This is a genomic window from Novosphingobium aureum (assembly GCF_015865035.1).
In the GTDB taxonomy this organism is placed as follows: Bacteria; Pseudomonadota; Alphaproteobacteria; order Sphingomonadales; family Sphingomonadaceae; genus Novosphingobium; species Novosphingobium aureum.
The window spans coordinates 2,801,506-2,813,401 of sequence record NZ_JADZGI010000001.1 but is presented as its reverse complement, the minus strand read 5'-3'; the positions used below and the strand labels follow the sequence as shown (position 1 = coordinate 2,813,401).

Genomic DNA, 11,896 nt, shown 5'->3' with positions numbered 1-11,896 from the left:
TGTGAAACCGCAGCGCGCTCAGAAGTCGACTGCGATGCCTTTCAGCACCCAGTCGCCGTAGCGGGTGGGAGACAGGCCGTCGGGCTCGTTGTGGTCCGCGGCCGTGGCGGGCGCCGGTGCCGGCGCGGGCTCGTTGGTCCAGTGTTCGGGCTTCTTGAAACCCTCGGGACGTTTGGTTGCGCGCTGTATCATGTTCCCCACTTGGTATCACTGGCGGCAAAAGGCAATCGTCTATAAGGGGCGCCAATGGATATTCCCGGTCTTCCCGCGCGCCGTGCCGCGCTCAATCTCATCGATGCCGTGCTGCGACGGGGCGAGACGCTCGATCAGGCGGCAAGCGCTGCGCTTTCGCGCGTGCGCGGCGACAACGACCGGGCGCTGGCCCGGGCGATTGCGGGTGAGGTGCTGCGCTGGCGCGCCGACCTCGACGCGCTGATCGACAGCGCCACCCGCCAGCCGCTCCCCGAAGATGCCAAGCCGCGCGCCGTGCTCGAGATCATGCTGGCGCAAGTGCTGCGCCTGGAAACCCCGGCCCACGCGGTCATTGCAACCGGGCTGCCGCTGCTCAGTGGCGGGCCGCGCCGTCTCGCGCACGGTGTCTTCTCGACCCTGACCAAGCGGGAGGTGACCTTGCCAGAGGTGCCGACGCTGCCCGAACGCGCCGCGCAGCGCTGGGGCGCGTTCGGCGACGCCGTCGCGGCTGGCCTTGCGGTACCTCCGCCACTCGATCTGGCCCTGCGCGATCCCGGTCAGACGGTTGAATGGGCCGAGCGGCTGGGCGGTGTCTCGCTGATGCCCGGGCACGTGCGCATCGAACGCGGCGAGCAGGTCTCGACGCTGCCCGGCTATGGCGAGGGTGCCTGGTGGGTGCAGGACCTTGCCGCCAGCCTGCCGGCGCGCCTGCTCGGCAAGCCTGCCGAGGGGCAGGGCATGATGCGTGTGCTCGATCTGTGTGCCGCGCCGGGCGGCAAGACGATGCAACTGGCCGCCGCCGGCTGGCAGGTGACGGCGCTCGACAACGCCGGGCGGCGGATCGAGCGGCTGAAGGAAAACCTCGAGCGCACTGGCCTCAAGGCCGAGGCGATCAAGGCCGACGTCTTCAAGTGGGAGCCGGAGGAAGCGTTCGACGCGATCCTGCTCGACGCGCCGTGCACCGCGACCGGCACCTGCCGTCGCCACCCCGACGTTCTCCACCGCGTCGGCGAGCGCCAGATCGCGGAAATGGCCGAGATCCAGCAAGCCATGCTCGCGCGCGCCTCGGGCTGGCTCAAGCCGGGCGGACGGCTGGTCTACGCGGTCTGCTCGCTCGAGCGTGCCGAAGGCGAGGTGCAGGCCCGAGGGCTCGATGCAGCAGGCGGCCTGACCCCTGTCCCCGTGACCGAAGGCGAGCTTCCCGCAGGTCTCTCGCCCGATGGCGAGGGCCGCGTGCGCACCGACCCCGGCATGCTGGCCGAGGCTGGCGGGCTCGACGGCTTCTACATCGCGCGCTGGCGCAAGGACTGAGCAGGCAAAAAGGCGCCGGACACGAGCCCGGCGCCTTTCGCTTCAGTTCTTCACGTTGGCCGCGAAGCTCTTGCGCAGCTTCATCAGCTTGGGCGGGATGACCGCGAGGCAATAGGGATTGCCCTGGCCTTCGCCCTCCCAGTATTCCTGGTGATAGTCCTCGGCCGGATACCAGGTCGCGGGACCCTCGACGGTCGTGACGATCGGTGCGCTGCTCGCCTCCTGCGCGCGGGCGATGGCCGCTTCGGCCTCGCTACGCTGGGCATCGTCGAGCGGGAAGATCGCCGAGCGATACTGCGTGCCGATGTCGTTGCCCTGCCGGTTGAGCTGGGTGGGGTCGTGCGTGCCCATGAACATGTCGAGCAGCTGCGCATAAGTGAGCTGCTCGGGGTCGTAGCCGATGCGTACCGCTTCGGCGTGCCCGGTCTGGCCCGAGCAGACTTCCTTGTACGTGGGGTTTTCAGTGGCCCCGCCGATGTATCCGCTCTCGACCGTGTCGACGCCGATCACGTCGCGGAACACCGCCTCGGTGCACCAGAAGCATCCGCCTGCAACGATTGCCGTTTCCATTGGTGAATTCCTCGTTCGTATTCGTCTTGCAATGCTGGCGGTAGATAGGGAGCCATGGCGTGCTTGTCATTGGCTGGCATGCAGTTAGGTTTGCCGGCGGCGAGCCTGAATCGCCGCGAGAAGGGGGCGCTGGCCCCCGAGAGAGGAGACCCCGTGATGCGCCGTTTCGTGCTGACCTTATCGACTGCCCTGGGCCTCGCTGCCGCGCCCGCCGCCGCCTCGGCGCAGGCAAGTGCCGCTGGCGCGCCTGCCTGTGCGGGCTGCGAAACCCTGCTCGAACTGGCTGCCGATGCACCCGCGCGCAAGGACGACAAGCCGCGCGATGCGTTCCGTCATCCGGTCGAGACGATGGCTTTCATGGGCGTGCGGCCTGACATGAAGGTCGGCGAATATGCGCCCGGCGGTGGCTGGTACACCCGCTTCCTCGCGCCCTACCTCGGCAAGAGCGGCAAGCTGGTCGGCCTCTATTTCGCTCCCGACAGCGCGGAAGGTGCGGCCAAGGCCGAGGCATCGGCGGCAGGTTTCGCCGAAATGGCAGCCAAGGCTTCTGGTGAGCCCGCCACTCAGTTCGCGGGCTACACGCTGAGCAAGGTCCCCGAAGGCGAGGAGGGCACCTTCGACCGTATCGTGCTGGTGCGCATGCTGCACAACATGACACGTGCCAACGTGGCGGATGCCGAAGTGCGCACCATGCGCAAGCTGCTCAAGCCCGGTGGCATGCTCGGCGTCGTCCAGCATCGCGCCAAGGCCGATGCGCCGTTCTCCTACACCGATGGCAGCAAGGGCTACATGCGCGAGGCCGACATCGTGAAGTTCATGGAGATCAACGGCTTCGACCTCGTCTCCAAGTCCGAGATCAACGCCAATCCCAAGGACAGCGCCGACTGGGCCGGAGGCGTTTGGACACTGCCGCCGACCTACGCGCTCAAGGATCAGGACAAGGCGAAATACGCAGCGATTGGCGAAAGTGATCGCATGACGCTTCTGTTCCGCAAGCGGGACTGATAGAGGCGCGCGCATGAGCCAGATCACCGTCGCCGCCCTTCAACTCGCCCTCGGATCGCAGGACGAGGCCGAGAACATCGCCGCCGTCACCGCGCTGGTCGAGGAAGCAGCTGCGAAGGGGGCGAAGGTGATCCTGCCGCCAGAGCTCTTTTCGGGGCCCTACTTCTGCAAGACCGAGGAGGAGGAACTCTTCGCGCTCGCGCGTCCGACGCTCGAGCATCCCTCGGTCATCGCGATGCGCGCACTTGCGTCACGGCTCGGGGTCACGATTCCGACCAGCTTCTTCGAACGCGACGGGCACCACTACTATAACACGCTCGCCATGATCGGCCCCGATGGCGAGATCATGGGGACCTACCGCAAGAGCCACATCCCCGACGGCCCGGGATACGAGGAGAAGTACTACTTCCGCCCCGGCAACGACGGCTTCAAGGTCTGGGACGTGGCCGATGGCCATGGCTCGAGCGTGCGCATCGGCGTGGGCGTGTGCTGGGACCAGTGGTATCCCGAGTGCGCGCGGGTCATGGCGCTGATGGGCGCGGAACTGCTGTTCTATCCCACCGCCATCGGCTCCGAGCCTTACGATGCGACGCTCGACACCAGCCGCATGTGGCGCCGCGCGATGGTGGGCCATTCGGTCTCCAACTGCATGCCGGTCATCGCAGCCAACCGCATCGGCGTCGAGACCGAGTGCGGCACCGAGCAGACCTTCTACGGCCACTCCTTCATCACCGACGAGTGGGGCGACTATACCGCCGAATTCGGTGCGAAGGAGAGCGGCGTACTGGTCTCGACCATCGACCTCGAGCGTGCGCGCAAGCACCGCGCGGGCATGGGCTTCTTCCGCGATCGCCGCCCGCAGCTCTATACCCGCATCGCGCAGGACGTGTGAGGGCCCAAGCCCGGTGAGCGACCGGCATTGCTATCTTGTCGCGCTCGGCTCGAACATGCGTCACGCGGCGCACGGTTCGCCGCGCAAGGTCCTCGAGGCTGCCTTTGCGGCGCTGGACGAAGGGGGCGACGTCGTTCTCGCTCGCTCGCCGATCCTGCGCTCGGCTCCGCTCGGACCCTCGAAGCGCGAGTACTGCAATGCCGCTGCCCTTGTCGAAACCGCCCTCGCGCCCGATGCGTACATGGCACAGCTGCTTGAAATCGAAGCGCTATTCGGCAGAAAACGCCGTGGCGGCGAATGGCGCTCGCGCGTGCTCGATCTCGATATCGTGCTGTGGAAGGGTGGCGCCTGGGCCAGCGATGACGGCGAACACGCCGTGATCGTGCCGCATCCCTCTTTCCGGGAGCGCGACTTCGTGCTGCGCCCCGCTGTCAGCATCGCAGGCGACTGGCGCGACCCGCTTTCGGGACTAACAACAAGACACTTATCAGCCCGCTTGACCAAGCCCCGTCATCGCCCTAGGTGAGCCTTCACCAATGCCCGTTCGCGGCACGGGGGCCCTTAGCTCAGTCGGTAGAGCAACTGACTTTTAATCAGTAGGTCGCTGGTTCGAACCCAGCAGGGCTCACCACCTTTTCCAACATTTCTGGCGCAGGTGAGCGGGGAGCACTTCGCGCTCGACCAGAGTTTGCGGTCATGGTCAGATGGCGATTTTGCGATCGATCTCGACGGTACGCTCGCGCAGCCTCGGTCCCGTCACGGCCTGCCAAAGAAGGCCGCCTGAGGGGCAGAGCAGGTCGAAGGAGAATCAGGCGTCAGCCTATGTGAGAGACCTGCAAGCTGATCCTCTTCGCGGCACTCGCGACGATTGGGCCGATATCGCTGAAATGGGCCTGCTTCAGGCGAGAGCTGGCGTCGGAGATCGATAGCGCTCCGCGTGGCTGCCCGATCCGATCCGTGAGGACAGAGGCCACGCAGCGTGTCCCGTCGGCCTGTTCCTCGTCGTCGATCGCGTATCCCCGCTCAAGGATCATGCCCAGCTCGCGTCGCATGGAATCGCGATTGCCGATCGTGCGATGCGTGCGCTGCACGAGTTCGCGCTTTTCGAAATAGGCGTCCAGTTCGTTCTCAGTCCAGCAGGCCATGATCGCCTTGCCCGCGGCGGTACTGTACATGGGCAGGGACACGCCCTCCCGTGCCGCCGTCGGCCAGCCACCGCGTGGTTCGACCTGCTTGAGATAGAAAATTGCGTGTGAACGCGGCACGCACAGATTGACGCTGTGGTTCACCTCCAGGACGAGCGAGCGCATGATGCCTCGCCCGACCTTTTCAAGGCTGGAGGTCTGGGCGAAGGCGGACCCGGTGCGGAAAGCCCCGACACCTACCGACCAGTGACAGGTTTCCCTGTCGAACTGGACATATTCGAGGGTCTCCATCGTGGTGAGCAGACGATGCGCGGTAGACTTGGGCAGGCCCACCAGGTGCGCCAGCTCGCTGAGGGTCATGCCGTTTGCCGCCCCCAGTTCGTCCAGAATTCCGAATGCGCGTACGAGCGATTGGACGCGCCCCAGACGGTCGGCGTCGATAGCCTTGCTCTCCTTCACGGCAGCTCTCTCCCGATGTCATTATATTATATGCGTCGGATGGCTAACATTCATCAGGTTGTAAGGCAAATTTGCCGTGCCTGTTTGGGCCTGTCGTTTGTACTAGGTCGGCAATTTTCTCAGCGATCCACGAGAATGATGCGGATGTCGTTTACGTTCGTGCGCGTCGGACCGGTCATGACCAGATCGCCCAGAGCCTCGAAGAAATCATAGCTGCGGTTGGCGTTGAGCGCGGCCATTGCAGACTGACCCAAGGTTCCAGCGCGGCGAAGTGTGGTTGGCGAGATGCAGGCGCCAGCGTTGTCCTGCGTGCCGTCGATACCGTCAGTGTCGCAGGCGAGTGCGAAGATTCCCGCAGCCCCGTCGAGCGATAGCGCGAGACTGAGGAGATACTCCTGGTTGCGACCGCCGCGGCCGTTGGGATTGCGCACGATGACCGTGGTTTCCCCACCCGAGAGCAATGCGTAACGCCCACCCTTGCCTGCGTAGTGCAGGGCGAGGGCTGCATGGACTGTCCCCAGTTCACCGGCATCGCCTTCGATCCCGTCGCCCAGATAGATCGGTGTGTATCCTGCCGCATGCGCAATCTCGCCCGCTGCTTCGAGCGCCATTCGCGACCGCGCGACGATGCGGGTCGTAGCGCCTGACAGGCCGGGAGAACCGGCGAAGGGCGTCTCGTTGCCCTCATCATCCAGCGCCGCACGCACCTGTGGGGGGCAGGGGATCTTGTAAATGTCGAGGATATGCTTCGCGTCGGCCAGTTTCGTGCGGTCGGCGATTGTCGGACCCGACCCGACGAGCGCGATGTCGTCGCCGGGTATGTCGGACATGGCCAGTGTAACGACTTTGGCAGGATGCGCAGCAAGTGCGAGGCGCCCTCCCTTTATTTGCGACAGATGCGTTCGCACGCAGTTTATCTCGGAAATCGAGGCGCCACAGGCCAGCAGTGCTCGGGTCATCGCCTTCTTGTCGTCGAGCACGAGCCCTGGAGCGGGCATCGTCAGCAGCGCCGAGGCACCGCCCGAGATGAGCATCAGGAGCTGATCGTCCGCTGTCAGCTTGCGCACTTCCTCGAGGATTTCCCCGGTTGCGTTGAGCCCATGCTCGTCTGGGAGGGGATGGCCCGCTTCGAAGACCCGCGCTGCAGGGGGCAGGTCGTCAAGGGGGAGGGAATGACCATAGCGGGTCAGGACAATCGTGTCGTGACGCCCTTCCATGCGCGCTGCGGCCTCACGCGCCATGGTCGCGGCAGCCTTGCCTATCGCGAGGATCAGCGTGCGTCCCGCCGTTGCCGCTGGCAGGTGGGCAGGCAGGCACACTCCGGCTGAAACCGCCTTGAGGCCGGCTGCGAACATCTCCCGGACGAGTTCGATCCTGTCTGCCATCAAATCCTGCCTGAGCTTGCTAGCGCACCGCGAACTCGATTTTGCCGAGATTGTCGAAGTGCGCGACATAGTGTCCTTTTTCTGCTTCAGCCTGCACCAGGGCTCCGGTCAAGATCACGTCTCCCGCGCTTGGGCGATAACCCTGCTCGAGGGCCGTGTTCAGGATGGATCGCAAGGCGGCCCACTGATCGCCGAAAGCCAAGCGGGCACCGCCCGTTCCGACCGTGATACCGTCGCGCTCAAGCTGGCTCATGATGGCGTTGATGTCGGCTGCTGCATCGGGTTTGACGAGCGGCTCGAAGATGAAGCGCGCCGCGCTGATATTCGCCGAGATGTGATCGACGAGCGAGAGGTCCGCCCCCGTCACCCTCACGTCGGGCAATTCGACTGCTGGCCCGATGCTGGCAACGAGGGCCCTGACCTGCGCCTCGTCGTCGACCCGTTCAGTCACGTCGTGGGCGAGCTCGAATCCCAGCTCGCATTCGACAACCAGCCTGCGGAAATCGGCGAGCCTGAGCAGATAGGGCGCACGAAGGCGGCCTTTTGCAGGCAGGGCGCCCAGCGCTGGGCGGTCGATCCCGAAACGGTCCATGGCCGGGCTGCTGGAAAAGCCGCCCTTGTAGCCACCGATGCCGCCAGCGCCGCCATAGTGTCGCAGGACCAGGCTGCGCTGCACGGCATAGGCCTGTGGCAGCGTCGCGCCGGGCTCGCGTGTCGAATAGGCGGGAAAGCCCTTCGAACTGTGGTCCGCCGCGATCACCTCGTCGATCCAGGTCCGGCCGACTGTCGAGACCTGCGGGGCGGGTGGCGGTCCGACCGGCCCTGCACACGCGGTGAGTTGGAGGGCACACCCCGCTAGGACCAGACGGACCGCGCGCATCACGCACCCAGCGGCTGGGCGGCGAGCGTCTCGATCGCCTTGACCATGGCGCTGTGGTCCCAGTCGGCACCACCTTGCGCCACGCAGGCGGAGAACAGTTGCTGCGCGTTCGCGGTCGCCGGAAGGGCAAGACCGAGCTTGCGGGCACTGTCGATCGCGAGCGAGAGGTCCTTTTGATGGAGGCGAATACGGAAGCCGGGATCGAAGGTGCGATCGAGCATGCGCTGGCCGTGCACCTCGAGAATTCGGCTCGATGCGAAACCGCCCATGAGCGCCTCGCGCACGCGCGCCGGATCCGCACCGGCCTTGGCGGCGAATACCAGGGCTTCGGATACGGCTTCAATGTTGAGGGCGACGATGATCTGGTTCGCGACCTTGGCAATCTGCCCCGAACTGGCCGGGCCGATCAGGGTGATGTTCTTGCCCATCAGTTCGAACAGCGGGCGGACCCTTTCGAAGACCGGCTCGTCAGCCCCCACCATAATCGTCAGCGACGCGGCCTTGGCACCTACCTCGCCGCCGGAGACCGGGGCGTCGACGTAATCACAGCCGAGCGCCGCGACCTTCTCGGCAAATCCCTTGGTCGCGATCGGGTCGATCGAGCTCATGTCGATTACGGTCTTGCCTTTGGACAGGCCCTCGCCGACGCCATCGGCCCCGAACAGCACGGCCTCGACGTCCGGCGTGTCGGGCAGCATGAGGATGACGAGGTCGCTGGCCTGAGCGACCTCGCGCGCGCTCGCAGCCGGTGTTGCCCCCCCGTCAAGGAGGTTCGCAGGAAGAGGCGAGCGGTGTTGCAGAAGGACCAGTTCATGCCCGGCGGCCTGCAGGTGCGCGGCCATCGGGGCACCCATGATGCCAGCGCCGATGAATCCGATTTTCATAGGGTAGTCTCCAGTTGCATGTTCGGGTGCCGCGTCACAGGTACGGCGCGGCCCAGCCGAGCCCCGCCACGGTGCCCGCGGCAGGCGCATATTCGCAGCCGATCCAGCCATCGTAGCCCGCATCGTCGAGGTAGTTCAGGAGCCAAGGGTAGTTGATCTCCCCGGTGCCTGGTTCGTGACGACCGGGATTGTCGGCCAGCTGGACGTGCCCGATGCGCGGCAGGTGGCGGGCGATCGAGCGGGCGAGATCACCCTCCATGATCTGCATGTGATAGATGTCGTATTGCAGCTTTACGTTCTCGCGACCTGCTGCATCGGCAATGTCGAGAGCCTGCCCGCAGGTCGCATAGAAGTAGCCGGGGATGTCCACGCGGGTGTTGATTGGTTCGAGCATGATGTCGATGGCGTGCAGGTTTGCCGCGTCGGCGGCGTAGCGCAGGTTTGCGATCATGGTCTCGCGCGCCCGGTTCGGGTCGGTCTGCGCGCCGGGCTTCCCGGCCATGAGGTGCAGGCGCGGGCAGTCGAGAGCGAGTGCATACTCGATGGCGGTGTCGATGCCGCGCCTGCATTCGTCGACCCTGTCCGGCAGGGCGCCGAGGCCGCGTTCACCCGAGGCCCAGTCCCCGGGCGGACAATTGAAAAGAACCACCTCGACCTGTGCTGCGCGCGCCTGAAGGGCGACCTCCTCGGCAGTGAAGTCGTAGGGGGCGAGGAACTCGACGGCTTTGAAGCCGGCTTGCGATGCCGCTGCGAAGCGTTCGAGGAACGGCAACTCGGTGAACATCATGGTTAGGTTGGCGGCAAGGCGTGGCAAAGGTGGGTCTCCGCAAGAGCGTCAGCTTCTTGCGCGATCCTAGGTGGTTTGGCCTTGCGTGGGCAAAGGAAGCGAGGCGGGCGTCTCGCATCGTGGGACACGGCTGGCCCGAGCGCCCGAGGGCGCGGCGAATAGCGGGGTGCGAGGTTCAGGCCAGGTTGCGGACCGCAGCCCCGTTCGACTGCCAGAATTCCTCTTCCGCAGAGCGTATGCGGTCGGCTGCACGATCCAGGTGCCGGATGGCCGCGGCGCGAGCCGCCAGCGGATCTCCGGCACGCAGGGCCTCGAGCAGCGCGTGATGCTCGCTCTTCACCTCGGCGGAGAAATCCTTGCGGCGCGCCTCGTTGACGCGGGTCACACCGATGCCGATCGCGACGTTGCGCGAGAGTACTTCTGTCAGCTTCAGCCAGTAGGTGTTGCCGCTGGCCGCAGCGATTGCGGCATGAAACGCAGTGTCTTCGGCAATACCGTCCTCGTTGGCCTCTTCGGCTGCGCACAGGCGGTCCCAGGCTGCTTCGATTGCCGCAAGCTGGTCAGGGGTGCGGCTGCGGGCCGCCAATTCGGCTATTTCCGCTTCCATCACGCGGCGAACGGCGATGAGGTCGAGCAGGGATTTGACGGAGTGCCGGGTGGTCGCATCGAGCCCGTCGCTGAGCATGGCGGGATCGCGCACGTAGGCTCCGCTGCCCTGGATCGTCTCGACCCGGCCCTCCGCACGCAGCCTGGCGATCGCTTCGCGCACGGCGGCACGGCTGACGCCGAAATGCTGGGCGAGGGCGCTTTCGGGCGGGAGCTTGTCTCCCACCTTGAGTTCGCGCCGCTCGATGCGTTCGAGTATGGCTCGGGCTATCTGCTCTGCGCGGCTGACGCGGTCGGAATTGATCACTGGGCCGAACCCGGCCGAAGCCACCTTGCTTACCATGGCCCGCTTCTACACCAAGGGGCAGGGCGTGGAAAGCGGCAGGCTACGCGGTATTCCGCGCAATGCCCGGCTTTGTCGCGACGCCGATGGCTCCCAGGATGAGGCATGCAGCAAGCGCGAGCATGCCATAGGCGGTCGCTCCGGTTCGGTCCGCGATCGCTCCTACCACGATCGGGCTCAGGAATCCGGCAAGGTTGCCGACCGAATTGATCGCTGCGATGCCGACGACGGCGGCGCTTCCGGACAGGGCCTGGGTCGGTAGCGTCCAGAACATTGGGGTCGCGGTCAGCACTGCGGCAGTCGCCAGCGACATCAACACCATCGCAGCGGTGAAGCCAAGGTTCAGGAAGGGCATCGTCGCCAGCAGCGCGCCACCCAGCGCCATCGGGGCGAAAGCGTGCCAGCGACGTTCGCCAGTTCGGTCGGAATGCCGTCCGGTCGCCACCATGGCAAGGATCGCCACGCCATAGGGAATTGCCGTGAACAGGCCCATGCCCAGAGCGCCCTGTGCGCCAGCAGCGCTCACCAGCGTCGGCAGCCAGAACGTGACGCCGTACTGGCCCATGATGCAGCAGAAGTAGATCATGGCAAAAGCCAGCACGCCGGGATCGAACATCGTGGAGAAAATGCCTTCGTGCCTACTTTGCGAGGCCGGCGAGGCCTCTGCAGCAAGAGCGCTGGTCAGCACTTCGCGCTCTTGCTGCGAGAGCCATTTCGCGTCGTCTATCCGCGAATCGAGGAAGTAGAGGGTGGCAATGCCCAGAAGCAGTGCAGGCGCGGCTTCGAGCAGGAACATCCAGCGCCACCCCTCGATCCCGGCCGCGCCGTCGAATGCAGCCATGATCGCTCCGGAAACCGGGGAACCGACCAGACCGGCGAGCGGGATCGCGGCCATGAACAAGGCGATGATCTGTCCGCGGCGCCTGGCGGGAAACCACTGGCTGAGAAACAACAGCACACCGGGGAAGAAACCGGCTTCCGCAACACCGAGGGCGAAGCGCAAGACATAGAACATCTGCGTGCTGGTGACGAAAGCGAAGGCTGCTGAAAGGACCGCCCAGCTGATCATGATCCGGCAGATCCAGCGCCGTGCGCCAAATCTCTCCATCAGTAGGTTGCTGGGAACCTCGAAGAGGAAATAGCCGACGAAGAAGATGCCGGCGCCCAAGCCGTAGGCGAGTTCGGAGAGGCCGATGTCGGCTGACATCGCAAGCTTGGCAAAGCCGATGTTCACGCGATCCAGGTAGGCGACGACATAGCAGACCATGAGAAAAGGCACGAAGCGGCGAAAGACCCGTCGGGTCACCTTGTCCAGCGGCGTGTCCGCTGCATCGGTTTCCGTTGCCAGACAGTCCGTACCGGCGGTTTTCGCAAATTCTGCCATTGATCATCCCTCCCAAGATGTCGGGTTGCCTGACATATTTTATTGTGTCAAGG

13 protein-coding genes and 1 tRNA gene are annotated in these 11,896 nt (G+C 65.3%); 5 read left to right on the top strand and 9 right to left on the bottom strand.

Annotation, left to right across the window (positions count from 1 at the left end; all coding sequences use genetic code 11):
- Positions 1 to 18: 18 nt before the first annotated feature.
- A complete protein-coding gene (locus I5E68_RS13015; RefSeq protein WP_197164287.1) occupies positions 19 to 192 on the bottom strand; it encodes a DUF1674 domain-containing protein in 174 nt (57 codons plus the stop codon).
- A gap of 54 nt (positions 193 to 246) precedes the next feature.
- On the opposite strand from I5E68_RS13015, the gene I5E68_RS13010 reads away from it, so the two are divergent.
- Positions 247 to 1,503 (top strand): RsmB/NOP family class I SAM-dependent RNA methyltransferase, encoded by a 1,257-nt coding sequence (locus tag I5E68_RS13010; protein WP_197164285.1) that lies wholly within the window; start codon positions 247 to 249, stop codon positions 1,501 to 1,503.
- 42 nt (positions 1,504 to 1,545) lie between these two features.
- Here the strand turns inward: I5E68_RS13010 and msrA are convergent, their stop codons facing one another.
- A complete protein-coding gene (msrA, locus tag I5E68_RS13005; protein WP_197164283.1) occupies positions 1,546 to 2,073 on the bottom strand; it encodes a peptide-methionine (S)-S-oxide reductase MsrA in 528 nt (175 codons plus the stop codon).
- Between the two features lie 156 nt (positions 2,074 to 2,229).
- On the opposite strand from msrA, the gene I5E68_RS13000 reads away from it, so the two are divergent.
- The 4 genes from I5E68_RS13000 (at position 2,230) to I5E68_RS12985 (ending at position 4,601) form a co-directional block, all read left to right on the top strand.
- The gene (locus I5E68_RS13000) at positions 2,230 to 3,078 is read left to right on the top strand and encodes a class I SAM-dependent methyltransferase (protein WP_197164851.1); all 849 of its coding nucleotides are present in this window, start codon (positions 2,230 to 2,232) and stop codon (positions 3,076 to 3,078) included.
- Between the two features lie 13 nt (positions 3,079 to 3,091).
- Entirely contained in the window at positions 3,092 to 3,970 is an 879-nt protein-coding gene (gene aguB / locus I5E68_RS12995) for an N-carbamoylputrescine amidase (RefSeq protein ID WP_197164282.1), read from the top strand.
- A gap of 13 nt (positions 3,971 to 3,983) precedes the next feature.
- Entirely contained in the window at positions 3,984 to 4,496 is a 513-nt protein-coding gene (folK, locus tag I5E68_RS12990; RefSeq protein ID WP_323982163.1) for a 2-amino-4-hydroxy-6-hydroxymethyldihydropteridine diphosphokinase, read from the top strand.
- 29 nt (positions 4,497 to 4,525) lie between these two features.
- Positions 4,526 to 4,601: transfer RNA gene (locus I5E68_RS12985), tRNA-Lys, on the top strand.
- Between the two features lie 184 nt (positions 4,602 to 4,785).
- Here the strand turns inward: I5E68_RS12985 and I5E68_RS12980 are convergent.
- From I5E68_RS12980 to I5E68_RS12950, 7 genes are all read right to left on the bottom strand, one after another.
- Complete coding sequence (locus I5E68_RS12980; RefSeq protein WP_197164281.1) at positions 4,786 to 5,574, bottom strand: IclR family transcriptional regulator; 789 nt, start codon at positions 5,572 to 5,574, stop codon at positions 4,786 to 4,788.
- A 119-nt stretch (positions 5,575 to 5,693) separates the two neighbouring features.
- A complete protein-coding gene (locus I5E68_RS12975; RefSeq protein ID WP_197164280.1) occupies positions 5,694 to 6,959 on the bottom strand; it encodes a glycerate kinase type-2 family protein in 1,266 nt (421 codons plus the stop codon).
- Between the two features lie 19 nt (positions 6,960 to 6,978).
- Positions 6,979 to 7,719 (bottom strand): 2-keto-4-pentenoate hydratase, encoded by a 741-nt coding sequence (locus I5E68_RS12970; RefSeq protein WP_197164279.1) that lies wholly within the window; start codon positions 7,717 to 7,719, stop codon positions 6,979 to 6,981.
- Positions 7,720 to 7,838: 119 nt separating this feature from the next.
- The gene (locus tag I5E68_RS12965) at positions 7,839 to 8,723 is read right to left on the bottom strand and encodes a 2-hydroxy-3-oxopropionate reductase (protein WP_197164278.1); all 885 of its coding nucleotides are present in this window, start codon (positions 8,721 to 8,723) and stop codon (positions 7,839 to 7,841) included.
- A gap of 34 nt (positions 8,724 to 8,757) precedes the next feature.
- On the bottom strand, positions 8,758 to 9,537 hold the full coding sequence (otnI, locus tag I5E68_RS12960; protein ID WP_197164277.1) for a 2-oxo-tetronate isomerase: 780 nt from the start codon (positions 9,535 to 9,537) through the stop codon (positions 8,758 to 8,760).
- Positions 9,538 to 9,685: 148 nt separating this feature from the next.
- Positions 9,686 to 10,459 carry a FadR/GntR family transcriptional regulator gene (locus tag I5E68_RS12955; RefSeq protein WP_197164276.1) on the bottom strand — a complete coding sequence of 258 codons (774 nt, stop codon included), beginning with the start codon at positions 10,457 to 10,459 and terminating at the stop codon, positions 9,686 to 9,688.
- A 43-nt stretch (positions 10,460 to 10,502) separates the two neighbouring features.
- The gene (locus I5E68_RS12950; RefSeq protein WP_197164275.1) at positions 10,503 to 11,843 is read right to left on the bottom strand and encodes an MFS transporter; all 1,341 of its coding nucleotides are present in this window, start codon (positions 11,841 to 11,843) and stop codon (positions 10,503 to 10,505) included.
- Positions 11,844 to 11,896 lie beyond the last annotated feature (53 nt).